Below are 24,596 nucleotides of genomic sequence, written 5' to 3' on the forward strand. Positions count from 1 at the left end.
TCAAGCGCCGGGCGGGCTGGTTTTTGGGCTGATGTTGTCCTTGTAACTTCTGCAGCGGCAGGTGGGGAACGTCCCGCGAAAGCGGGGGCCGATCCGTGTCAGATGTGGGGGGGGACATGAGTCCGTCGAGGTATGCGAACCTCGGGTTCGATCCCGCGCCGGGGGAACCTGAGACCGTGCGGCTGATCGTCGCGGCGGTGGGCCGGGTGGTGCGTGACGGAGGAGCCGCCCTGTCCCAGCTGAGCAAGCTGGGGACATCGGACGGCATCTGGGTGGGGAAGTCCGCCGACGTGTTCACCGACTCCGTCGACAAGGTCCCCCCTTACTCGGCAGGGCGCTCACCTCCATGCACTCCGGCCACCGGGCTCTGGTGGGCTGGGAGACAAGCCTGGACGGCTTCCAGGCGGGCCCGCGCGCATGCCGGGAAGCCTTTCGTGCCTGAGTGCGTCCGGGAACAGCTCCTTCTTCTGAGATGACGCCGCAGACTCACCGCTCTCCTCGCCCGTCGCCGGCCTTCCTCAGCTCGTCGTAGAGCTTCTGGTCGAGCCGGGCGAACTCCTCCGCGACCTTGTTCGCGAACTTCGAGACGCCCTCGGTGAGTTTGGACAGCCGGCCGAAGCCGTTGTCCCGGACTCGGCGAAGTCGTCGCAGGCGGACTCCAGGGCCTTGTGGCCCACCTGCTTCGTGTCGGCGCGCTTCATCTCCTTGGAAGCACCTTTCATGTGGCCGCCGCTCTGGTCGAGCTTGCTGGCCATCTCCTTGACCTCGTCGGTCGCGAAGCTCAGAAAGGACATCCGTCTCCCCACCCTCTCCGTCCGCCTTGTCGGTCCAGCTCCGGCCGGGGTTTCCCGTCGCCCGGCATGCATCATCCCGCCTCCTCACACCTCCGGCGTCGCCCGTTCGACCACGGCGCCCAGATCGAGCGTGTGGGGGAGAGTGCCGAAGGCGTGCCCCCAGTCGCCGCCCAGGCGGGAGGCGCAGAAGGCGTCGGCCACCTCCGGCGGGGCGAAGCGGAGGAGCAGGGAGCCCTGGAGGACGAGGGCCATCCGCTCGGCGAGCCGCCGGGCCCGCCCCTCGATGCCGGCGAGGTCGGCCAGCTCGGTGAGGAGCTGCTTGATCGCCCCGTCGAGCCGGTGGTCGGCGCCGCGCGCCAGGCCGACCTCGGAGAGGAAGGCGTTGAGCGCCCCGGGCTCGCGGCCGATCGCGCGCAGCACGTCGAGGGCCTGGACGTTCCCCGACCCCTCCCAGAGGGAGTTGAGCGGCGACTCCCGCAGCAGCCGCGGCATTCCCGACTCCTCCACGTACCCGTTCCCGCCCAGGCACTCCAGTGCCTCGGCGGCCACCGCTGTGCACCGCTTGGTCACCCAGTACTTGGCGACCGGCACCGCGATCCGCAGGAACGCCTGCTCGGCCTCGCTCCCGTCGTCGTACGCGGCGGCCAGCCGCAGCGCCAGCGTGGTGGCGGCCTCCGACTCCAGGGCGAGGTCGGCGAGGACGTTGCGCATCAGCGGCTTGTCGGCGAGGAGCCCGCCGAAGGCCTCCCGGTGCGCGGCGTGGTGCAGCGCCTGCGCCACCGCCTGCCGCATCGTCGCCGCGCTGCCGAGGACGCAGTCCAGGCGGGTCGCGGCGACCATGTCGATGATGGTGCGGACCCCGCGCCCCTCCTCGCCCACCCGCCGCGCCCAGGTCCCGTCGAACTCGACCTCGCTGGAGGCGTTGGACCGGTTGCCCAGCTTGTCCTTGAGCCGCTGGATGGCGAACGGGTTGCGGGTCCCGTCCTGGAGCACTCGCGGCACCAGGAAGCAGGAGAGCCCGGCGGGCGCCTGCGCCAGGACCAGGAAGCCGTCGGACATCGGCGCCGAACAGAACCACTTGTGCCCGGTCAGCAGGTACGTACCGTCCTCGGCGAGCGGCTCCGCGCGGGTGGTGTTGGCCCGGACGTCGCTGCCGCCCTGCTTCTCGGTCATCCCCATCCCGAACAGGGCACCGGCCTTCTCGGCGACGGGCCGCAGCCCCGGGTCGTACGTCCGCGAGGTGAGCAGCGGCTCCCAGAAGGCGGCCAGCTCCGGTTCCCGGCGCAGCGCGGGGACGGCGGCGTGGGTCATGGAGAGCGGACAGCCGTGCCCCGCCTCGGCCTGCGTCCAGACCAGGAACCCGGCCGCGCGCCGCAGGTGGCCGCCGGGCCGCGACCAGGCGGAGGTGAGCCCCGCCGACACCGCATGGCCCAGCAGCCGGTCCCAGGCGGGATGGAAGTCGACTTCGTCGATCCGGTGGCCGTACCGGTCGTGGGTGCGCAGCACGGGGCTGTTCTCGTTGGCCTCGAACCCCCACTCCCGGGCCTGCGTGGAACCGGCGGCACGCCCCAGTTCGGAGAGCTCGGTGGTGGCCTCGTCGAGGAGCGCCGGATCCAGATGGCGCTCCACACCTTCGGTGAGCGCGCGGTCCGCCGCGTAGACGTCATACCCGACCAGGGGCGGAGGCTGGTTGGTCACGGTGTGGGTGCTGGCTGCCATGCCGCTACGGTAAAGACGTGGACCAGGCAAAAGAAACACCCGAGCGGCCCTCCGGCCGACTTCGACGGGTTCGTGCGCTCTACCGCAACGTGTCGAAACGGAAAACCGCCTGGCTGCTGCTGAAGGACACCGTCAACTCCTGCATGGAGTACCGCATCCTCGGGCTGGCGGCGGAGGCCGCCTTCTTCACGCTGCTCTCCGTGCCGCCGCTGCTGCTCAGCCTGGTCGGCCTGCTCGGCTACGTCGACAGCTGGACCGGCGCCGACACCATCGCCAGCGTGGAGCAGAACATCCTGGAGGCGTCCCGGGCGGTCCTCTCCGACCAGGGCGTCCGCGAGATCGCCCAGCCGATCCTGCACGACGTCACCAAGGGCGGCAGCCCCGACCTGATCTCCATCGGCTTCCTGCTGGCGCTCTGGTCCGGCTCGCGCGCGGTGAACGTCTTCATCGACACCATCACCGTCATGTACGGGCTGGACGGCGTCCGGGGCATCGTCAAGACACGGCTGCTCGCCTTCGGCCTCTTCATCGTGGCCCTGCTGATGGGCTCGGTGGTGCTGCCGCTGATGGTGATCGGCCCGGACACCCTCGTCTCCGTGGTGCCCTGGAGCGAGAACCTGGTCCAGCTGCTCTACTGGCCGGTGATCATCGTGCTCTCCGTGGTCTTCCTGACCACGCTCTACCACGTCTCGGTCCCGGTCCGCTCGCCGTGGACCGAGGACACCCCGGGCGCGCTGGTCGCCCTCGGCATGTGGGTCCTCGGCAGCTTCCTGCTGCGGATCTACCTGACCAACACGGTCGAGGGCCCCACCATCTACGGCTCGCTGGCCGCCCCCGTCGCCGTACTGCTGTGGATCGGCGTCTCCGCCTTCGCGGTCCTGGTCGGTGCGGCCGTCAACGCCGCCATCGACCGGGTCTGGCCCTCGGTGGCCACCGCCGCCGCCCGCGCCGCCAACGACGCCGCCCGCGAGGAGCGCGCGGCCGCCGCTGCCGCCCGGGTCGCCGCCAGCCGGGCCGAGCGGGACGACCCCGACGACCCGGACATGCCCTCCGAGTTCCCCGAGCGCTGGTCCAAGTTCCTGCCGCCCGAGGACGTCACCGGCCGCCTGCGCGGCCAGACCCGGCGCGGAGCCACCCCACAGGCCCCCGCCCGCGCGGAGACGACGCGGACCGACCCCGGCCGGACCGACCCCGGCCAGGACGAGCCCGTCCGGCAGCCGCCCCGCACCGGCACCCCCGCCCCGCGCCCGCCGGCCCCACCGGAACCGGCGTACCCTCCGGGCGACCGCCCCGGCGACCGCGACCGCTGACACCGCCGCGCCCGCGCCCGTCGGCCCACCGGCCTACGCTGATCCCATGGATCCCGTCGACCCGGCCGGCTCCGCCGGCCAGCCCGTCGGCACCGGCGCGTACCGGGAGCGTCCCGCGCGCCTCCCCGGTGCGGTCCTCTGGACCCGGACGATGCCCGCCGCACCGGTGCGGCCCGTCCTGCCCGACGGCTGCATGGACCTGCTGTGGGCCGTGCCGCCCGGCGGCGGCCCCGGGCGGCTGACCGTGGCGGGGCCCGACACCGGCCCGCACCCGGCCGCCGACCTGCCCGGCACGCGTTACGCCGCCGTCCGCTTCGCCCCCGGCACAGCCCCCGCCCTGCTCGGCGTCGCCGCCCACGCCCTGCGCGACCGCCGGGTGGACCTCGCCGACCTCTGGCCCGCCGCCCGGGTGCGCGCCCTCGCCGACCGCCTGGAGGCGGCGGACACCCCGGGCCGCGCTCTCGACGCCTGGGCCGCGCGGCACGCCGCCGGGCGACCGGCGCCCGACCCGCGCCTGCTCCACCTCGTGGCGCTGCTCGCCGACGGCACCTCCGTCACCGAGGCGGCGAAGACCCTCGGTGTGGGACCCCGCCGCCTGCACCAGCTCTCCCGCGACGCCTTCGGCTACGGCCCGAAGACCCTCGCCCGCATCCTGCGCCTCGGCCGCGCCCGGGAACTGGGCGCCGCCGGCCTCCCCGCGGCCGAGGTCGCGTACCGCGCCGGGTACGCCGACCAGCCGCACCTCGGCCGCGAGGTGCGCGCGCTGACCGGGCTGACCCCCGGAGCCCTGCTGCGCGGGTGAGGATCAGCCGACGGCCCCGGGAAGGGTGTCCAGTGGCGCGAACAGGTCGACGCCGTTGCCGTCAGGGTCGGCGACCACCGCGTACCGCTGTCCCCAGACGGCGTCCCACGGCGGGGTGACGCTCCGGTGGCCGGCTTCGGTCAGCTCGGCGTAGAGGGCGTCGACCACCGCGGGGGAGTCGCAGCGGAAGCCGAGCTGCGGGCCGCCGCCCCCGGGCGCCGCCTCTCCGTCCGGCACCGGATCCCACATGAGGCGGGTCCCGCCGGGCAGGACGGCCTCGACGTGTGGCGCCTTCTCGGCGTCCTCGGGGAACTCCAGGCCGAGCCGCCGGTAGAAGGCGAGGGAGGCGGCCAGGTCGGTGGTGGTGATGCCGAGCGCGTCGAAACGGACCCGACCGGATGTCTGAGTGCTCATGGGGCGAGCGTAGGCAGGGGCGGACCGCGCGGTCTTGAACGAATCGGCATCCCTGGGGCGGCGCTGGGCGAGGCCGGGCCTCCGGGCTCCTACCCGCGTACCACCGAAGCCACCTCCCGCACGGCCCCCGCCCCCACCCGGCAGCACCCTCCGACCAGCCGGGCCCCCGCCGCCACCCACCGTTGCGCCCCCTCGGCGAGCGGCTGGGCGGGGCCGCGCCAGGCGCGGGCGGCCGCGTCCCAGTGCTCCCCGCTGTTCGGGTAGACCACCACCGGCTTCCCCGTGACGCGGGCGGCCAGCCGGACCGCGGGTTCCACGTCGCGCGGGTCGCAGCAGTTGACGCCGACCGCCACCACCTCGGGGGCGGCGGCGGCCAGGGCGAAGGCGTCCGCCAGGCGGTCACCGGCGCGGGTACGGCCGCCCGCGACCGAGTACGAGAGCCAGGCGGGCACCCCCAGCCCGCGTACCGCCCGCAGCAAAGCCCGGGCCTCGTCCGCGCCCGGCACCGTCTCCAGGGCGAGCACGTCGGGCGCGGCGGCGGCCAGCACCTCCAGCCGGGGCCGGTGGAAGCGCTCCAGCTCCGCGACGGTCAGACCGTAGCGCCCCCGGTACTCCGAGCCGTCGGCGAGCATCGCCCCGTACGGCCCCGCCGACGCCGCCACCCAGAGCGGGCCCACCACACCGTCGTCGGCCCGCGCCTCGTCGGCCGCGCGCCGGGCCAGCTCCACACTGGCGGTCAGCAGGCGGGTGGTGGCCGCGCGACCCGTGCCGCGCCGGGCGAAGCCCTCGAAGGTCGCCTGGTAGCTGGCGGTGATCGCCACCTGGGCCCCGGCCGCGAAGTACGCGCGGTGCGCCGCCACCACCTCCTCGGGCGCGTCCGCGAGCAGCCGCGCCGACCACAACGCGTCCGCCAGATCATGCCCCCGCACCTCAAGCTGCTCGGAAAGCCCCCCGTCCAGCACCAGCGGGCGCCGCCCGAGCGCATCGACGAAGGCCACAGAACCCACCGACCAAGAACTCACCCCTCCTTGGTACCGCACCCCGCCCCACCCCGACCGCCACAAGCCCCCCTAGGGAGCGTCTGGCAAACCCCGCACGGCGCCCGCGGCGCCCGGCACGCGCCCCCAAGCTCTCGGCTTCGCTCGACCAGGGAGGTGCCCCCTTCGCCGCACCGGACGAAGGCCCAAGTAGCTCCGTTACGAGGACCTTCGTCCGGCACGCCGAGAGCACGCACCGAAGACCGCGGACACCGCGCAGGGTCTGTCAGACACCCCCTAGCCCCGACCAACGCTCCTCCCCGAACCTGGCAGACGTTTCTCTCCGGGCCCGGCCGAGGGGCCCCTCCAAGCAGGGCCGGCGTTTGAGGCCATCGCTGACCGGTGCTGACGGTCGGCGCGCGGCGGCCACTCACAGCCCGGCCGGCGTTTGAGGCCACCTTTCCAAGCTGGGCCGGTGTTTGAGGCCATCGGTGGCCGGCACGGTCGTCCGACGCGCAGCGACCACTTACAGTCCGGCCGGCGTTTGAGGCCACCTTTCCAAGCTGGGCCGGTGTTTGAGGCCATCGGTGGCCGGCACGGTCGTCCGGTGCGCGGCGGCCACATACAGCCCGGCCGGCGCTTGAGGCCAATCTCAGCCCCCACGCAAATCAACCCGCGCCAACACCGGCAAATGATCACTCCCGGTCGCCGGCAGCGTGTGCAGCCCCACGACAGCCGCCGACCGACCCAGCACATGGTCGATCCGGGCCACCGGAAACCGCTCCGGCCAGCTGAACGCGAAACGCCCCTGCGGAGTGCCGAGGCGGCCGGTGACCGGCGCCAGCCCGCGGTCGTCGAGGGTGCCGTTGAGATCGCCGACCACCAGCACCCGCCCGGCCCGCTCCCGTTCCAGCCGCTCCCCGAGCAGCCGCGCGCTCTCGTCGCGGCGCTGGGTGCGCATCCCCTCGGAGGTGATCCGCAGCGACGGCAGGTGCACCACGTACACGGCGAGGTCCCCGTGGGGCGTACGCACCACCGTGCGCAGCCCCCGCCGCCACTGATCGCCCACCCCGGAGGGTCGCAGGTCCACCGGCTCGTCCGAGAGCAGCGGGTGGCGCGACCAGAGGGCGACCGTCCCGTACGCCACGTGGTGCGGGTACGCCTCGCGCAGCGCCCGGCGGTAGGCGGGGGCCGCCTCCTCGGTCAGCTCCTCCACCGCGATCAGGTCGGGCCCGGGCGCGGCCAGCGCCTGCGCGGTGCCCACCGGATCGGGGTTCACGTCGCTCACGTTGTGCTGCACCACCGACAGCCGCGCCCCCTCGACGGTCGTCCCGCCCGTCACCAGCGGCGCGAAGAGCACCAGCCATGCCAGCAGCGGCAGCAGCGCCGCCCCGACCGCGAGCGGCGAGCGCCGCGCGAGCCCGGCCGACAGCAGCACCACGGCGAGCACCCCGAGCCACGGCAGGAAGGTCTCCACCAGGCTCCCCGCGCGGAACCGGGCGTTGGGCACCAGCCAGGGGAAGAGCAGCACCACGGCGAGCACCACCGACACCGCCGCGCCGAACCGCCCCGGCGGCCGCCTTCGCCCCCGCCCGCCCTCCTCGGGGGGCCGCGCCCCGCCGTCCGCCGTCGCGGAACCGTCGTACGCCGTCATCCCTCGCGCACCCCCGTGTGCGTCCGTCGTGAACTCCCCGGACGCCCGTGTCCGGGGGCTCCACCCTCCTGTACGGCGGGCCCGGCCCTTACAGCGGGGTCCCGGGCCAGCCTGCCAGGCGAGCCCCCAGCACGGCTGTCTGCAAGGTGTAACGTTGCAGCGGATCGGCCGGGTTGTGGCCCGTCAGCCGGTGGATGCGGGCCAGGCGGTAGGTGAGCGCGCGCACGCTCAGGCTCAGGTCCCGGGCCGCCTGGGCCGCCACGCACCCCGCGTCGAAGTAGGCGATGAGGGTGTCCATCAGCGGCTCGGCGCCGCCCCGCGCCTGCGTCAGCGGCCCCAGCACACTGGTCACCAGGTCGGCGATGGCCTGCCGGTCCCGGGTCAGCACCGGGTAGACCAGCAGGTCGGCCGAGCGCACCACCGGCTCGTCCAGCTCCAGCCGCTCGGCCAGGTCCAGGGCGTTCAGCGCCTCCTCGTAGGACTGCACCACCCCGCCCGCCCCCGGGTGCGGCCGGCCCACCGCGACCTGCCCGCCGTCGGTCGCCGCGTGCGCCTGCTTGGCGAAGTACAGCAGCACCTCCTCCTGGTCGGCGGGGGCGACGCAGATCAGCCGCCCGTCCTTGGTGGTCACCAGGATCGACCGCTCGCCGAACCGCCCGGTCAGCGCCCGCTCCACCAACTGCGGCACCGGGTCCGTCTCGTCGTACGGCTCCGGGCCCACCGCCACCGCCACCGCGTGCGCGTGCGACAGCAGCAGCCCGAACCGCTCCGCCCGCTCCGCGATCCGCCCGAGGTCGCTGCGCCCGTACAGCAGGTCGTCGATGAACTCCCGGCGCGCCGCCTCCTCCTGCCGCACCGCCAGCCGCTGCGCCCGCTCGTACCCCGAGGCGAAGGCGTCCACGGTCTGCTCCACAGCCGCCAGCACCCCGTCGACCGCCGCCGGGGTGCGGGCCGAGACCGGCCAGTGCTCCCTGGTCATGGCCAAGTGGCGGCCGACGAGGGCGCGCAGGGGGATCCCGGCATCGGCGGCCCGCTCGCCCAGTGTCCTGCGGTCCTGTATCTCCTCCCGGGTGAGCCGCCGTCCGGTCTCGCCCACCTCCGCGAGTATCCGGTCATAACCGGACACCCAGTCATCGGTCCGCTGCTCGGTCGTCAAGGGGTCCCTCTCCTTCTTGGCGGGTTGTTAGCGCCTTCTTAACGCATCGGATGCGGCCTGGCGGGGGCTTCGCGGGGACCGCATCCGGCATCAAGGATGCATCAAGATTGCCGGAACACGGCAATGCGTGCGCTGCCGACGGCCTGTCAGGATGGTCTCGGTGGAAACGGGGAGAGCGTCCCGGTGCCGCACCGCGGAAACCTTCGCGGTGCCGCCGGGACGTCCCGGCCGGACCGTGGTCCGTGCGGCGCCCGTCCACCCGGGGGAGCGGGGTGCGAGGGGCACCGCCGCGGGCACGGAGGGGAAGACGGGCATGGACGAGTTCATCGGCACGATCAGCCGCTTTCCCACCGTCGTCTTCACCGCCGCCCTCGCCGTCGTCCTGGTCTTCTGGGTCCTGGTCCTGCTCGGCATCGCCGACGCCGACGGCTTCGACGCCGACGCCGACCTCGGCGCACTCGGCCTCGGCGGGGTCCCGGTGACCGTGGCGGTCTCCGTCTACGTCACCACCGGCTGGCTCGCCAGCCTCACCGGAGGGGTCCTGGTGGGACGCACCGACACGGCAGGCGTGCCGCACGCCGCCCTCGTCCTCCTCGCCCTGGCCGCCGCCCTGCTGGCGGCCTGGGGACTGACCCGGCTGCTGCTGCGGCCCCTGCGCGCGCTCTTCCCCGACGAACCCGGGCCGTCCCGGCTCGACTTCGTCGGCTCCACCTGCACCATCCGCACCGGGCGGGTGGACGGCAGGTTCGGACAGGCCGAGGTGGTCGCCGAGGACGGCTCCACGGCCATCGTCCAGGTCCGCGCCAGCGACCCCGACCCGGCCCTCAGCTCGGGCCGGACCGGACTGCTCTACGCCTACGACGTGGCCGGAGAGTTCTTCTGGGTGGCGCCCTTCGACGCGGCACTCGACCCGCGCATCCGCCCCTGACCGACCGACAGCACCCGTAACGACTAACTCAGCATTACCCGTACGACCGCTCCAGGCCCCGCACGCTCGCGTCCCGGCCCCCGTCTCCGGCGGCGGCGCCGGTCGGCCGCCGCGGGCCCGGTACCGCACACCGCCCATCCGGCGGGCACGGCCACACCCCGTACCCGCCCGGACGTGCCGACGCACGTCCCCATGACCCCGTGAGGCCGCTTGTGAATGCCATCACCTGGGGGGTCGGCGCCGCAGGCGTCGTCGTCCTGCTGATCCTGATCGCCCTGCTGCTGACCGTGACCCGCCTGTTCCGCAAGGTCGAACAGGGCAAGGCACTGATCGTCTCCAAGGTCCGCTCGGTCGACGTGACCTTCACCGGGCAGGTCGTCCTGCCCGTGCTGCACAAGGCCGAGACGCTCGACATCTCGGTCAAGACGCTGGAGATCTCCCGCACCGGCCGGGAGGGACTGATCTGCCGCGACAACATCCGCGCGGACATCCGCATCCAGTTCTTCCTGCGCGTCAACAAGACCGTCGAGGACGTCATCCGGGTCGCCCAGTCCATCGGCACCGCCCGCGCCAGTGACGCCGACGCCCTCCAGGAGTTCTTCAACGCGAAGTTCTCCGAGGCCCTCAAGACCGTCGGCAAGCAGCTCGACTTCACCGACCTCTACACCCAGCGCGAGGAGTTCCGCGACCGCATCATCGCGGTCATCGGCACCGACCTCAACGGCTACAGCCTGGAGGACGCGGCGATCGACTACGTCGAGCAGACGCCGCTCTCCCAGCTCGACGCGGCGAACATCCTCGACGCCCAGGGCATCCGCAAGATCACCGAGCTGACCGCCGCCGAGCACGTCCGCACCAACGAGTTCCAGCGGCACGAGGAGAAGGAGATCACCCGCCAGGACGTCGACGCCCGCGAGGCGATCCTGGAACTCGAACGCCGCCGCTCCGACGCCGAGATCAAGCAGCGCCGCGAGATCGAGACGCTCCGCGCCCGGGAGGAGGCCGAGATCGCCCGGGTCACCGAGGAGGAGCGGCTGCGCGCCCAGACCGCCTTCCTGCACACCGAGGAGAACCTCGGCGTGCAGCGCGAGAACCAGGCCCGCGAGATCGCCGTCGCCCAGAAGAACCGCGAGCGCGTCATCGCGGTCGAGTCCGAGCGGATCGAGAAGGACCGCCTGCTGGAGGTCATCGCCCGCGACCGGGAGACCGAACTGACCCGGATCGCCGCCGACAAGGAGGTCGAGGCCGAGCGCCGCGACATCGCCGAGGTCATCCGCGAACGCGTCGCCGTCGACCGGACCGTGGCCGAGCAGGAGGAGTCCATCAAGCGGCTGCGCGCCGTCGAGGAGGCCGAGCGCGACCGGCAGGCCCTGGTCATCGCCGCCGAGGCGGTCGCCCAGGAGCAGCTGGTGAAGGACATCAAGGCCGCCGAGGCCGCCGAGCAGGCCGCCGTGCACCGGGCCAACGAGGAGGTCACCCTCGCCGAGGCCCGGGTCAAGGCCGCCGGGCTCGAAGCCCAGGCCAAGCTGAAGCTCGCCGAAGGCGTCCAGGCGGAGCAGGCCGCCGAGGGACTGGCCCGCGTCCAGGTCCAGGAGAAGGAGGCCGACGCGGTGGAGAAGACCGGCCTCGCCGAGGCCCAGGCCACCGAGGCGCGGCTGCGCGCCGAGGCCGAGGGGGAGCGCGCCAAGGCGCTGGCCCGCGCCGAGGGCACCACGGCCCAGGCGAGCGCGGACGCCGCGGCCGTCGGCGAGAAGCTGAAGGCCGAGGCGGCAGGACTGACCGAGAAGGCCGCCGCCATGGCCGCCCTGGACGAGGCGTCCCGGGGGCACGAGGAGTACCGGCTGCGGCTCGCCGCAGAGAAGGAGATCCGGCTCGCCGGGCTCCAGGCGCAGAAGGAGGTCGCCGAGGCGCAGGCCACCGTGCTCGCCACCGGCCTGGAGAGCGCCGACATCAACATCGTCGGCGGCGAGTCGGTCTTCTTCGACCGGATCATGGACTCGGTCTCCTTCGGCAAGGGCCTGGACGCCTTCGTGGGCAACTCCACCACCGCCCAGCGGCTCGGCGCCGACTGGCTCGACGGCACCAGCTCCTTCACCGGCGACCTGACCAGCGTCCTGTCCTCGGTCACCAGCGGAGGCCTGCGCGACCTCAGCGCCTCGGCGCTGATGGGCCGCCTCGCCAAGGAGGGCCTGACCGCCGACCGCGCCGGGGAACTCCTCGACCGGGCCCGCGAGGCCGGGCTGCTCACCGCCGACGCGGCGCCCGCGCCGGCCGGGCCCGCCCGCAACGGCGCGACCGGCACGGCGGACTGACCCCCCGCCACCGACCACGGCTCCGGCACCACCGGACGCCCGCCCGGCCGACCACCGGGCGGCGGCCACGCCGGACGCCGGACCGCGGGGCCACGGGGGCGCCCCGCACCCGACCGGAGCGCCGGTCCGGGACCCGTAGCTGCCGACACAGGGGGCGGCAGCTCCGGCCCGGACCGGCCCTCCGACCGAAGGGGGAAACAGGGGGAGGACGGGCCGCCCGGGTGACCGGCCACCCGGGCGGCCCGCCAGGGGACCTCCCGGTGCACCGCCCGGCCCGCCACACCGACATGGTGCGGACCAGGCCCGGCTGACGCTGCCGGCAACGGCCCGCGCCGGCCCGCGCCGGCCTCTCGCACCGGAAGAGCCCGGCCACCCCCGCCCCGAAGAACCCACCGCAGAAGGCGGCCCCGCAGCGACCGCGACCAGCCCCGCCGAGGGACGAAGGCCCCGCCCGCCGGGCACAGCCCAAGGAGCACCCAGCAGATGACCACCTCGCCCACCGCCCCGCACCCCCAGGACCAGGCCGCCGCCCCGGCCGGCGGTACCGCCGCCGGACCCGGGCTCGACGGCGCCGCCTACGACGTGTTGCGGGACCGGCTCGCCGCCCAGGCGGGCGAACTGGCCCGCCGGGCCGAGGCGCTGGACGCCCGCCGTACCGAGGCGTTCGGGTCGACGGCCCCGGCGGCCACCGGCACCCTCACCCTGCGCACCACCCACCCGGCCCGCGCCGCCGACCTCGCCGCACTCGGCGACGTCCTGCTGTTCGGCGTACGGGACCTGCCCGACACCGTCACGGCCGACGGCGGGCCCGCCGTCGGGGACGTCTTCTCGCTGCACGCCCGCGACGGCTCGGCGCTGCCCGAGGACGCGGTGCCCGGGCTCCTGGACGACCCGGCCTTCCGGACCGAGTTCGCGGCGCTGCACCGCTACTACCGCCGGGCCCGGCTGCTCCGCCTGCGGCGGGCCGGGCAGAAGCTGCTCGCCGTCTTCCGGACCGGCGAGCGCGTCGAGGACCTGCGGGTGCTGCGCTGGTCCGTCGCCGCCGACTCCACCGTCGCCTTCCTCGACGCCCGGGGCGAGCGCGACGCCCGAGGACCCGCCCCCGGCGGCCCGGGCGTCGTCTGGACCCCGGCCACCCGCGAGGAGCACGTCGTCGGCGTCCTGGGCCGTCAGCCGTACGTCGCCCTCGGCGAGGGCGTCGGCGTCTCCACGGTCGGCGGCCACCTCACCGTCACCACCGGCGACGACCCCGCCCCCGCCCACCAGGAGCCCGTCGACGAGCCCCTCCAGTCGCTGGCCGACGCCGACATCGCCCACGCCCGGGTCGGCCCGCTCGTCCTGCTGCGGGTCCGCCCGTACAAGGAGGAGGGCTGGCGGCACCTGGTCGTGCACACCCCGACCGGCGCCGTCCACCGGCTCGACGCCCCCGACGGCGCCTTCCGCCGCCTCCCCGACGACCAGGGGGTCGTCCACCCCGGCGGGATGTTCCTCGCCACCGGCACCGGCAAGAGCTTCGAGGCCGAGACCGGCGCCGCCCTGGAGTTCGACCGCGAGATCCGCTCCCCGCTCGGCGAGGACGTGCTGTACGCGTACCACGCCCACGGCCTCGCCCCCGGGCTGCTCCTCTCGTACAACATGCTCCGCAAGGAGCTGGCCGCCCCGCTGCGCTGCACCGGCTGGGCCCGGCACGACGACGGCACCCTCGCCGTGCTCCGCGCCGGCGACGGCGGCGAGCCCACCCGCGTCCACCCCGTCCAGCTCTGGCGCACCCCCTACGTCGCCGACACCCGGGCCGAGGCCTACGGCGGGGACGGCCCCCTGGCCCGGGTCGGCAACCCGGACCTGGTGCGGGCGCTCGGCGCCTGCCTCTCGCTCGCCCGTACCGCGGGCGGCGCCACCGCGCCCACCACCGCTGTCTACCGCGCGCTGCGCGACGACTGCGCCGCCGTCCTGGACCGGCACCCCTGGCTCGGCGATCCGGAACTCGGCGCGCTGCACGAGCCGTTGGACCGCATCCGGCAGACCGCCGGGCAGATCATCGACGAGTTCCAGCACGTCACCGACCTCACGCGGCAGGCCGCCCAGGCCCTCGACGAGGCCGCCGCCGACGCCGCCGCCCTCGTCCGCCGCGTCCGGGGCGAGGTGCCCAGGTCCGCCGACGCCTGGGTCGCCTCGCTCACCGCGCTGCGCCGCGCCCACGGCCGCATCCTCGCCACCAAGGAGCTGCGGTACGCCGACCCCGAGCGCGCCGACCGGCTCGCCGCCGACCTCGGCGAGGAGACGGCCGCCGCCGCCCGCCGCGCCGTCAGCCACCTCGCCCGCCCCGACGCGTTCGCCGCCCACCACGAGGAAGCGGCCCGCCTCACCGAGGAGGCCGAGGCCCTCACCACCGCCGCCGAGGCCGAACCGCTCACCCGCAGCCTGGACGAGCACACCGAACGGCTCACCACCGTCTCCGAGGTCGTCGCCGGCATCGACATCTCCGACGCCACCGTCCGCACCGGCATCCTGGAAGCCGTGGCCGACGTCCTCGGCGCCGTCAACCGCGCCCGCGCCACCCTCGCCGCCCGCCGCCGCGCCCTCGCCGAGACCGAGGGCCGCGCCGAGTTCGGCGCCGAACTCGCCCTCCTCGCCCAGGCCACCACCGCCGCGCTGGCCGCCGCCGACACCCCCGAGCACTGCGCCGAGCAGCTCGCCGGGCTGCTGCTGCGCGTCGAGGACCTGGAGAGCCGCTTCGCCGAACAGGACGTCTTCCTCGACGACCTCGCCGCCCGGCGCGAGGAGATCCACGAGGCGTTCACCACCCGCGGCCAGACCCTCGCCGACGCCCGCGCCCGCCACGCCCAGCGGCTCGCCGACTCCGCCGACCGGGTCCTCACCTCCCTCACCCGGCGCCTGGCGGCCCTCCCCGACCAGGAGGCGGTCACCGCCTTCCTCGCCACCGACCCGATGGCCGCCAAGGTGACCCGCACCATCGAGGCGCTGCGCGAGGCCGATGACCCGGTCCGCGCCGAGGAACTCGCCGGACGGCTCAAGGCCGCCCGCCAGGAGGCCACCCGCGCGCTGCGCGACCGCGCCGACCTCTACGCCGACGGCGGGCGCACCGTACGCCTGGGCCGCCACCGCTTCGCCGTCACCACCCGCCCCGCCGAACTCACCCTCGTCCCCGACGGCGACACCCTCGCCTTCGCCCTCAGCGGCACCGACTACCGCAGCCCCGTCACCGACCCGGAGTTCGCCGCCACCCGCCCCTACTGGACGCAGACCCTCCCCTCGGAGTCCGCCGAGGTCTACCGCGCCGAACACCTCGCCGCCCGCCTCCTCACCACCCACGGCGCCGACGCCCTCGCCGCCGCCGACCTGCCCGCACTGGTGCGCGCCGCCGCCGAGGCCGCACCGGAGGAGGGGTACGAGCGCGGCGTCCACGACCACGACACCGTACGGATCCTCGGCGCCCTGCTGCCGCTCCACCAGGGCGCCGGCCTGCTCCGCTTCCCCGCCGCCGAACGCGCCGCCACCCAGCTCTTCTGGGCTCACCACACCGAGCCCGCCGCCCGTGCCGACCTCACCCGCAGGGCCCGCTCACTGGCCCGCGCCCGCGCCACCTTCGGCGCCACCTACGCCGAGGAGGAACTGCGCGCCGAACTCGCCGACGCCCTCGCGGCGAGCGGCACACCCGCCACCGAGGGCGTCGACACCGGCCTCGCCGCCGCCTACCTCTTCGAGGAACTGGCCGACCCGCGCGAGGGGTTCGCCACCGGGGGCGCCGCGCGCGCCCTGCTGGAGAAGTTCCGCCGCGCCGCCGGAACCGCGTACGACGAGGACCTGGCCGCTCTCGGCCCCGGCTCCCTGCCCGCCGCCCACCAGCTCGTCACCGCCTGGCTCACCGCCGCCACCGCCGCGAGCGGCGACACCACCGAACCCGGTGACCTCGCCGAGGCCGCCGCCATCGAACTCTGCCCGGAGCTCGGCCGGTACGAGCTGGACGCGCCGCTGACCGCCACCGCCGACGGGCTCCTCGGCGACCACCCCCGCATCCACCACCGCGCCCTCGCCCTGCGGCTCGACACCTTCCTCGCCCGCACCCGGCACTTCGCCACCCGCACCCTGCCCGGCTTCCGCGCCTACCAGGCCCGCCGCGCCGCCCTGGTCGCCGCCGAACGCGACCGGCTCCGCCTCGACCAGCACCGCACCGGCGTCCTCACCTCCTTCGTCCGCAACCGCCTCATCGACGAGGTCTACCTGCCGCTCGTCGGCGACAACCTCGCCAAGCAGATCGGCGCCGCCGGAGCCGCCCGCCGCACCGACCACAGCGGCCTGCTGCTCCTCCTCTCCCCGCCCGGCTACGGCAAGACGACTCTGATGGAGTACGTCGCCGACCGCCTCGGCCTGCTCCGGGTCCGCGTCGACGGGCCCGCCATCGGCCACCGCGTCACCTCGCTCGACCCGGCCGAGGCGCCCGACGCCACCGCCCGCCAGGAGATCGAAAAGATCAACTTCGCGCTGGCCGCGGGCAGCAACACCCTGCTCCACATCGACGACATCCAGCACCTCTCGCCCGAACTCCTCCAGAAGTTCATCCCGCTCTGCGACGCCCAACGCCGCGTCGACGGCGTCCAGGACGGCCGCGCCCGCAGCTACGACCTGCGCGGCAAGCGCTTCGCCATCTGCATGACCGGCAACCCGTACACCGAGTCCGGGCACCTCTTCCGGGTCCCGGACATGCTCGCCAACCGCGCCGACGTCTGGAACCTCGGCGACGTCCTCACCGGCAAGGAGGACGCCTTCGCGCAGAGCTTCGTGGAGAACGCCCTCACCTCCCACCCCGACCTCGCCCCGCTGGCCGGCCGCGACCGCGCCGACCTCGACCTCTTCCTCCGCTTCGCCCGCGGCGACGCCTCCGCCCGGCCCGACGCGCTCCTGGCGCCCTGCCCGCCCGTCGAGCGCGAGCGCGCCACCGCCGTCCTGCGCCACCTGCTGACGGCCCGCGAGACGGTCCTCGCGGTCAACTCCGCGTACATCGCCTCCGCCGCCCAGGCCGACGAGACCCGTACCGAACCCCCGTTCCGCCTCCAGGGCTCGTACCGCAACATGAACCGCATCGCCGAGCGGATCTCCCCGGTCATGGACGCGGCCGAGCTGGCCGCGCTCGTCGACGACCATTACCGCGCCGAGGCCCAGACCCTCACCGGCGGCGCCGAGGCCAACCTGCTGAAACTGGCCGCCCTGCGCGGCCGGCTGACCGAGGAACAGGCCGCGCGCTGGGACCAGGTGTGCGCGGCCCACGTCCGCCACCAGGCGATCGGCGGCGCCGACGGCGACCAGTTCGGCCGTGCCGTCGCCGCCCTCGGACTCCTCGCCGACCGGCTGGCGGCGGTGGAGGGGGCGATCAGGGGCGGGTGACGAGACCGGGGGCGCGTACGCCGGTCAGTGGGCGACCGCGAGGACCGCGCGGTCGTCGGTGGAGACGCCGTTGGTCCACGCGTCGACGCGGGTGAGGAGGCCGGCGACCGCCGCCCGCGCGGAGGAGCAGCTCATGCCCTCCAGCTCCCGCGCCGGGTCGAAGAAGGCGCCCTCGGAGTTCCGCGCCTCGGTCACCCCGTCGGTGACGAAGAGCAGACTCGACCCTGGCGGGAAGGGGTGCTCCTGGTGCGGCGAGACCTCCTGGCCGAACCCGGACATGCCCAGGGGGAGGTTCGGCACCTCGGCGTCGAGGGCCCGGGCGTGCCGGTCGGCCACCAGGTACGGACCCGGGTGGCCGAAGTTCAACAGCCGCACCGCCCGCCCGCCGTGCGGGAACTCCGCGAGGACCGCCGTGGCGAACCCCTCCAGCTCCAGCTCCTCGCCCAGCCCGGCCGCCTCGCGGGACATCCGGCGGTCCAGCCGGGCGCCGAGCGCCTCCAGGGTGGGCACGTCCTCCGCGGCCTCCCGGAAGGCGCCGAGCAGCAGGGCGACGGTGCTGACCGCGCCCATCCCCTTGCCGCGTACGTCCCCGATGAAGACCCGTACTCCCCAGGGGCTGTCGTGGACGGCGTACAGATCGCCGCCGATCCGCGCCTCGGTCTGGGCCGCCCGGTAGGAGGCGGCGATGTCGTACCCGGCGAGCCGCACCGGGGGATCGGGCAGCAGCGCCAACTGCACGCTCTCGGCGACCGTGCGGACCGCCGAGATGCGCTTGCCGTAGCGGAAGAGCAGGCGGTCGAGGTCGAGCGCGACGAGCCCGGCGACCACGATGTACACCAGGTCGATGGTCTCCTGGTGGTCGCCGAAGCCGCCTTGGCTGAGGCCGGTCAGCAGCTCGATGACGAAGGCCGCCACCACCAGGCGCACCGTGCCCCGGAACGACATGATGACCCCGGCCGCCACACAGGCCAGCACCATCAGCGGGCCACCGCTGACCTCGGTGGGAGTGGCCAGGTCCATCACGATGCCCAGGACCAGCAGCGCCCACGGCACGGCCCCCGAGTACGCGGGCCAGCGCTGTCCGATCCGGTCCATCGCGGTGCTCCCTGCCTTTCGGCCGTGTCCGGAGGGGGGCGGGACGCACCGGGGGTGCGTCCCGCACGGGAAGTTCACACGGTCCGGCTGGGGTGCGGGGGCAGACACGCCCGCTCGTCCGTATCCTGTTCGATTCGGCCTCGGGCGCCGGCCGGGCTGGGGTGTGGCTGCGCCGCGGCTTGGCCGTGCCGGCTCCTGATTGGCCTCAAGCGCCGGCCGGGCTGTTCTTTGGCGTCCTGTCCGTCCCGACCGTGCCGGTCACTGATGGCCTCAAGCGCCGGCCGGGCTGGGGTGTGGCTGCGCCGCGGCTTGGCCGTGCCGGTCCCTGCTGGCCTCAAGCGCCGGCCGGGCTGGGTTTTGGCTTCTGTCCGTGTCGACCGTGCCGGTCCAAGATGGCCTCAAGCGCCGGCCGGGCTTGGGGTTCGCGGTTCCTCCGGTACGTGGGTGGGGTGGGGCCGCGCCGGGGTACCTCCTCACAAACTGACAGCTCAAGGGTCAGTTGGAGTATGGCGGCCGAGGTTGTCAGTTTGCTGCGGGGGCACCCCGGCACGACCCCACCCCACGGTCTCGTACGCGGCCACCCGCCGGTGGTGGGCGAGACCGTCCCCCACCACCGATCCACCACAGTGACCGCCGGCCGGCCGCACCTGTCGGACGGAAGACTGCTCGGTGACGGCCCCACCCGCCACCGGCGGTTGGCCGCCGACGAGACGGGAGGGCGGGGACGGGCCGGGGTGCCCCCGCAGCGGACTGACGTGAGGAGCCAGAACTCACTACTGGCTCCAGCCTCGTCAGTCTGTGAGGAGGTACACCGGTGCGGCCCCGCCCGCGCCACCCCGCGGACAAACCGCGAACCCCTCGGCAAGGCCGCACTCATGGGCAGCGGCGACCGACGAAATCCCAGCCCGGCCGGCGCTTGAGGCCAATCGGTGACCGGCACGGTCAAGGCGAACCGCAACCACCCCCAGCCCGGCCGGCGTTTGAGGCCGTCTGTGACCGGTACGGTCGAGCGGCGCTCAGCCAAACCCCAGCCCGGCCGGCGTTTGAGGCCATCTGTGACCGGCACGGTCAAGCGGCGCCGAGCCAAACCCCAGCCCGGCCGGCGTTCGAGGCCGTCTGCGACCGGCACGGTCGAGCGGCGCTCAGCCAAAACCCAAGCCCGGCCGGCCGTTGAGGCCGGTCAGTGGGGGCCGCCCGGGGGCAGGAAGCGGACGAAGGGGCGCCCTCCGGCGCCCTCGGCGACCACGGCCCGCACCCCGTAGACCTCGTGGATCAGGCTCTCGGTGAGCACCACCCCGGGAGCGCCACAGGCCACCACACACCCCGCGCGAAGCACGACGATCTCATCACAGAACATCGCTGCAAGATTGAGATCATGCAGCGCCACCACGGACGTCACCGGCAACCCCGCCACCAGCGAGAGCAACTCCAACTGGTGCTGCACGTCGAGGTGGTTGGTCGGCTCGTCGAGGAGCAGGTGACGCGGCTCCTGGGCGAGCGCCCGGGCGATCTGGGCCCGTTGCCGCTCCCCGCCGGAGAGCGTGTGCCAGAGCCGCCCCGCCAGTGGCGTCAGCCCGGTCCGCTCCAGTGCCGCGCGGACCGCCTCCCGGTCGGCGGGGCTCGGCGCCGACCAGGCCCTGCGGTGCGGTACGCGACCGAGGCCGACCACGTCCTGGACGGTCAGGTCGGTGTCGGTCGTCGCGTGCTGCCCGACGACGGCGAGCCGCCGGGCCGTCTCGCGGCGGCCCAGTTCGGCAGGGGTGGCGCCGTCGACGGTGACGGTGCCGCCGGTCGGCGCGAGCAGCCCGGCCAGCAGCCGCAGCAGCGTGGACTTGCCGGAGCCGTTGGGTCCGATGAGGCCCACCGTGGTGCCGGGGCGTGCCTCCAGCCCCACGCCGTCGAGGATCAGCCGCCCGCAGGCCGACCGGGAGACCCGCTCGGCCCGGAGCACGGGCCGGTCGTCGGCGGGGGTTGCGTTCCGACCGGTCATGAGGGCCTCCGGGTCCGGTACATGATGAGGACGAAGGCGGGCACGCCGATCAGCGAGGTCACCACGCCGACCGGGATCTCCTGCGGCTCCAGCACGGTCCTGGCCAGCGTGTCCACCCAGACCAGGAAGACCGCGCCGCTCAGCGCCGCCACCGGGAGCAGCCGCCCGTGCAGGGTGCCGACCAGGGCGCGGGCGGCGTGCGGCAGCACGAGGCCGACGAAGCCGATCGCGCCCGCCGAGCTGACCAGCGCGGCGGTGAGCAGCGCGGTGACGCTCAGCAGGATCAGCCGGGTCCGCGCCACCGAGACGCCGAGCGCGGCGGCGCTCTCCGCGCCGAAGGCGAAGGCGTCGAGCTGGGTGGCCCGCGCCCCGCACACCACCAGCGCCACCGCCAGCACCGCCAGGCACGCCCAGACGTCGGTCCAGGTGGCGCCGGAGAGGCTGCCGAGGAGCCAGAAGAGGATGCCCCGGGTCTGCTCGGCGTCGGCGGCGAACATCACGATGAACGAGGTGAGCGCCGAGAAGAGCTGCATGCCCGCCACCCCGGAGAGCACCACCCGGTCGGTGGTGCCGCCCAGGCTGTGGCTGAGCAGCAGCACCAGGCCGAAGGAGAGCAGCGCGCCGATGAAGGCCCCGGTGGAGACGGAGAGGGCGCCGCCGCCGACGCCGAGGACGACCACGGCGACCGCGCCGGTGGAGGCACCGGAGGAGACGCCGAGGACGAACGGGTCGGCCAGCGGGTTGCGCAGCAGCGACTGCATGACCACCCCGCAGACCGCGAGCCCCGCCCCGCAGACCGCCGCCAGCACGGTGCGCGGCAGCCGCAGTTCCCAGACGATGCCCTCGCGGATCGGCGTCAGGCCGCTCTCACCGCCGCCGAGCCGGAAGGCGACGACCGCCCAGACGTCCGGCACCGAGACGCGGGCCGGGCCGATGGTGATGGCGACCGAGACGGAGGCCAGCAGCAGGACCAAGGCGAGGAGGCTGAGCGTCCACGCCCCGGGCCGCCGCCGCGTCCGCCCGGGCTCCGGGCCGGTCCGCGCGACGGTGGCGGTCACGTGGCGAACCCGAACTGGCGCAGCTTGGCGGCGACTTCCTCGATGCCGTCGACCGTGCGGATCGAGGGGTTCATCGCCGCGCCGCTCACCAGCACGTACCGCTTCTTCTTCACCGCCGTCATGGTGCGGGTGGCCGGGTTGGACTCCAGGAAGGCGATCTTCTTGGCTGCGCTCTCCGCCGTCTGCGACTTGCGCGTCAGGTCGCCGATCACCAGCACGTCGGGGTCGCGGTCGGCGACCGTCTCCCAGTTGATCTGCGGCCACTCGTCCTTGGTGTCGTCGAAGACGTTCTTCCCGCCGACCGCCTCGGTGATGATGCCCGGCGCCCCGCAGCAGCCGCCCATGTACGGCGCCTCGGAGTTGGCGAACCAGTAGAGCAGGGTCGGGCGTTCGGACGCGGGCGCCTTCTTGGTGCTGAGCCCCTCGGTGGCCTTCTCCGCCCGCCGGGTCAGTTCGGTGACGAGCTTCTTCCCGCGCTCCTCGACCCCGAAGACCTCGGCCAGGTCGGTGACCTCGCCGTGGATGTCGGCCATGGAGAGCGGCGTCGTACGCGAGCCGTCGCCGTCGCCGGTGTTCGACTTGGCGCAGTCGGCGGGCGAGACGTACGTGCCGACGCCGAGGTCCTCGAACGCCTTGCGGGTGGCGACGCCGCCCTTGCCGAGGGTCGACTCGAAGGAGGCGGTGACGAAGTCCGGCTCCTCGTCGAGGACCTTCTCGAAGGAGGGGTTGTTGTCGGCGAGCCGCTTCACCTTGGCGTTCTCCTTCGCCAGGTGCGGCAGGACCGGGTCGGTCCAGGTCGCGGTGCCCGTCATCCGGTCGGCGAGGCCGAGCGAGAGCAGGATCTCCGTCGAGTCCTGGTTGAGCGAGACGGCCCGCTGCGGCGGCTGCTCGACGGTCACGGTGCGGCCGCAGTTCCTCAGAGTCGTCGCGCCGGCCCCCTTCGCGTCGTCGGCCGGCGCGGGGCTTCCGCCCGAGCAGGCGGTGAGCAGCAGGGCGAGAGCGGCGCAGGATGCGGCGAGGGAGGTCCGGCGGAAGGGCGCAACAGGCACAGGGGTGCGGCTTTCGGTGTCGAGGCTCGGTCGCGAAGCCTGGCGTACAGGAACCCCGTCCGTACGGGCGGAGGGCCAGCAGGTCTTCGGACTCGGGGTCGTGCGGACGGCGCGCCTTCCCGGGGCGTGCCCCAGTGGCGTCCTGCGCCGCCCGTCGCCCTCACCGCTGCGCGTCAGTTCCGGGTTCGCACCGGATTCCCTGACCCGTTCGCATGGAGATGCGCGGGTACGACTGGCGTGCGAAAGCTAGCACAGCGGCCCTCCCACGCCCGGGGGCGGGGAGAGCCGTCGTACGCGTACTGCCTGCGCTTACGCCGGGGTTCGCGGCTCCCCGGACGCGTCCTCGGCGGGCTCGGCCCGGCGGCTGAGCGCCCCCGGCCACCAGGCGGCAGGACCGATGTCGCGGACCAGGGCGGGCACCAGCAGGGAGCGGACCACCAGGGTGTCGAGGAGCACGCCGAAGGCGACGATGAAGGCGATCTGCGCGAGGAAGGCCAGCGGGATCACCCCGAGCGCCGCGAAGGTCGCCGCCAGGGACGACGCCGGCCGAGGTGATGACGCCGCCAGTGGTGGTCAGGCCGCGCCGTACGCCCTCCCGGGTGCCGTGCCGCGCGGTCTCCTCGCGGACCCGGGACATCAGGAAGATGTTGTAGTCGACGCCGAGAGCGACCAGGAAGACGAAGCCGTAGAGCGGGACGGAGGCGTCGGTGCCGGTGAAGCCGAAGACGTGGGTGAAGACCAGCGAGGCGATGCCCAGGGTGGCGGCGAAGTTCAGCGCCACGGTGGCCACCAGCAGCAGCGGGGTCACCAGAGAGCGGAGCAGGGCGACCAGGATGACGAGGGTGATCGCCAGTACCACCGGCATGATCAGGTTCCGGTCGGCCTCGGCGGTGCGCTGGGTGTCGTACTGCTGCGCGGTGTAGCCGCCGACCATGGCGTCGGCGCCGTCGACCGCGTGGACGGCGGTGCGCAGGCGGGCCACCGTGTCCTTGGCGGCGTCGCTGTCCGCGTCGTCCTGGAGGGTCGCGTCGATCCGGACCCGGCCGTCCACGACGAGCGGTGCGCCGCCGCCGGGCCGCCCCGACTCGGTGACCGGGGCGACCGAGGCGACGCCCTCGGTCCGCTCGGCGGCCTCCGTCACCTCGTCCAGTCGTCCGGCGTCCGCGATGACGACCGCCGGGTTGCCGGAGCCGCCGGGGAAGTGGCGGCTCAGCGTCTCCTGGGCGGAGACCGAGGGCGCGTCGTTGACGAGGATCTCGTCCAGCGGGACGCCCCGGCTGGCCAGCGTCGGGGCGAAGGCGGCGCACGCGATGAGGGCGGCCAGGGTGACGGCCCAGACCTTGCGCGGCGTCCGGTCGACCCGGTCGGCGACGCGCTGCCGCAGGCGGTGGCTGCCGCCGGTGCCGGTGACCTTGGGCCGTGCGGGCCAGTAGGCGACCCGGCCCAGCAGGACGAGGGCGGCGGGCAGGAAGGTCAGGGCGCTGAAGACCGAGCAGACGATGCCGATGGCGCCGACCGGGCCGAGCGCCCGGTTGTTGGTCAGGTCGGCGAGCAGCAGGGCCAGCAGACCGAGGGCCACGGTGGCCGCGCTGGCGGTGATCGGCCCGAACGACTGCCGCCAGGCCAGCCGCATCGCGGTGAACCGGTCGCCGTGCAGACTCAGTTCCTCGCGGAACCGGGCGGTGAGCAGCAGCGCGTAGTCGGTGGCGGCGCCGATCACCAGGATCGAGAGGATGCCCGGCACCTGCCCGTCGACCCGGACCACGTCCCGCTCGGCCAGTGCGTAGACCACCGCGCAGGCCAGCCCGAGGGCGAGGACGGCGCCGAAGATGATCACCAGCGGCAGCAGCACACTGCGGTAGACGACGGTCCGCCGGCCGCCGCATTCGCGCGCCCGGGACGCGCGGAAGAAGCAGTGGCGCGAGACGGTGGACC

14 protein-coding genes, 1 pseudogene and 1 riboswitch are annotated in these 24,596 nt (G+C 74.4%); of the genes and pseudogenes, 5 read left to right on the plus strand and 10 right to left on the minus strand.

What is annotated here, in order from left to right; genetic code table 11:
- Window positions 1-878: 878 nt before the first annotated feature.
- Window positions 879-2,513: an acyl-CoA dehydrogenase family protein gene (locus ACFWMZ_RS04115; protein ID WP_383199438.1), complete on the minus strand. Its 1,635-nt coding sequence runs from the start codon at window positions 2,511-2,513 to the stop codon at window positions 879-881.
- Window positions 2,514-2,530: 17 nt separating this feature from the next.
- Here ACFWMZ_RS04115 and ACFWMZ_RS04120 point away from each other — a divergent pair, with 17 nt between their 5' ends.
- Both ACFWMZ_RS04120 and ACFWMZ_RS04125 read left to right on the plus strand, forming a co-directional pair.
- Window positions 2,531-3,823, plus strand: coding sequence for a YihY/virulence factor BrkB family protein (locus ACFWMZ_RS04120; protein ID WP_383182076.1), 1,293 nt, complete (start codon window positions 2,531-2,533; stop codon window positions 3,821-3,823).
- 46 nt (window positions 3,824-3,869) lie between these two features.
- The gene (locus ACFWMZ_RS04125; RefSeq protein WP_383182074.1) at window positions 3,870-4,625 is read left to right on the plus strand and encodes a helix-turn-helix domain-containing protein; all 756 of its coding nucleotides are present in this window, start codon (window positions 3,870-3,872) and stop codon (window positions 4,623-4,625) included.
- A 3-nt stretch (window positions 4,626-4,628) separates the two neighbouring features.
- On the opposite strand, the gene ACFWMZ_RS04130 is transcribed toward ACFWMZ_RS04125, so the two are convergent.
- The 4 genes from ACFWMZ_RS04130 to ACFWMZ_RS04145 form a co-directional block, all read right to left on the minus strand.
- On the minus strand, window positions 4,629-5,039 hold the full coding sequence (locus ACFWMZ_RS04130) for a VOC family protein (protein WP_383199440.1): 411 nt from the start codon (window positions 5,037-5,039) through the stop codon (window positions 4,629-4,631).
- An 89-nt stretch (window positions 5,040-5,128) separates the two neighbouring features.
- A complete protein-coding gene (gene mmuM / locus ACFWMZ_RS04135; RefSeq protein ID WP_383199557.1) occupies window positions 5,129-6,004 on the minus strand; it encodes a homocysteine S-methyltransferase in 876 nt (291 codons plus the stop codon).
- 664 nt (window positions 6,005-6,668) lie between these two features.
- Window positions 6,669-7,670 (minus strand): endonuclease/exonuclease/phosphatase family protein, encoded by a 1,002-nt coding sequence (locus ACFWMZ_RS04140; protein WP_383182070.1) that lies wholly within the window; start codon window positions 7,668-7,670, stop codon window positions 6,669-6,671.
- 88 nt (window positions 7,671-7,758) lie between these two features.
- A complete protein-coding gene (locus ACFWMZ_RS04145; protein ID WP_383182068.1) occupies window positions 7,759-8,826 on the minus strand; it encodes a PucR family transcriptional regulator in 1,068 nt (355 codons plus the stop codon).
- A gap of 313 nt (window positions 8,827-9,139) precedes the next feature.
- On the opposite strand from ACFWMZ_RS04145, the gene ACFWMZ_RS04150 reads away from it, so the two are divergent.
- From ACFWMZ_RS04150 to ACFWMZ_RS04160, 3 genes are all read left to right on the plus strand, one after another.
- Window positions 9,140-9,754: a hypothetical protein gene (locus ACFWMZ_RS04150; RefSeq protein WP_383182066.1), complete on the plus strand. Its 615-nt coding sequence runs from the start codon at window positions 9,140-9,142 to the stop codon at window positions 9,752-9,754.
- 212 nt (window positions 9,755-9,966) lie between these two features.
- On the plus strand, window positions 9,967-12,066 hold the full coding sequence (locus ACFWMZ_RS04155; RefSeq protein ID WP_383199559.1) for a flotillin family protein: 2,100 nt from the start codon (window positions 9,967-9,969) through the stop codon (window positions 12,064-12,066).
- Window positions 12,067-12,549: 483 nt separating this feature from the next.
- Window positions 12,550-17,469, plus strand: a complete 4,920-nt coding sequence (locus ACFWMZ_RS04160; RefSeq protein ID WP_383199442.1) for a DNA repair ATPase — start codon at window positions 12,550-12,552, stop codon at window positions 17,467-17,469.
- A 24-nt stretch (window positions 17,470-17,493) separates the two neighbouring features.
- Here ACFWMZ_RS04160 and ACFWMZ_RS04165 read toward each other — a convergent pair whose 3' ends face one another.
- From ACFWMZ_RS04165 to ACFWMZ_RS04185, 5 genes and pseudogenes are all read right to left on the minus strand, one after another.
- A complete protein-coding gene (locus ACFWMZ_RS04165) occupies window positions 17,494-18,564 on the minus strand; it encodes a PP2C family protein-serine/threonine phosphatase (RefSeq protein WP_383199444.1) in 1,071 nt (356 codons plus the stop codon).
- 1,180 nt (window positions 18,565-19,744) lie between these two features.
- Window positions 19,745-20,554 carry an ABC transporter ATP-binding protein gene (locus ACFWMZ_RS04170; protein WP_383199446.1) on the minus strand — a complete coding sequence of 270 codons (810 nt, stop codon included), beginning with the start codon at window positions 20,552-20,554 and terminating at the stop codon, window positions 19,745-19,747.
- A complete protein-coding gene (locus ACFWMZ_RS04175) occupies window positions 20,551-21,612 on the minus strand; it encodes a FecCD family ABC transporter permease (RefSeq protein WP_383179871.1) in 1,062 nt (353 codons plus the stop codon). The genes ACFWMZ_RS04170 and ACFWMZ_RS04175 overlap by 4 nt, the downstream gene beginning before the upstream one ends.
- The gene (locus ACFWMZ_RS04180) at window positions 21,609-22,661 is read right to left on the minus strand and encodes an ABC transporter substrate-binding protein (protein WP_383199448.1); all 1,053 of its coding nucleotides are present in this window, start codon (window positions 22,659-22,661) and stop codon (window positions 21,609-21,611) included. Before ACFWMZ_RS04180 ends, ACFWMZ_RS04175 begins: the two co-directional genes overlap by 4 nt.
- 59 nt (window positions 22,662-22,720) lie before the next feature.
- Window positions 22,721-22,913, minus strand: a riboswitch (cobalamin riboswitch).
- Window positions 22,914-22,970: 57 nt separating this feature from the next.
- Window positions 22,971-24,528: pseudogene (locus ACFWMZ_RS04185) on the minus strand (MMPL family transporter); the annotation flags it as partial.
- Window positions 24,529-24,596 lie beyond the last annotated feature (68 nt).

The organism is Streptomyces sp. NPDC058373, from assembly GCF_042723275.1.
In the GTDB taxonomy this organism is placed as follows: Bacteria; Actinomycetota; Actinomycetes; order Streptomycetales; family Streptomycetaceae; genus Streptomyces.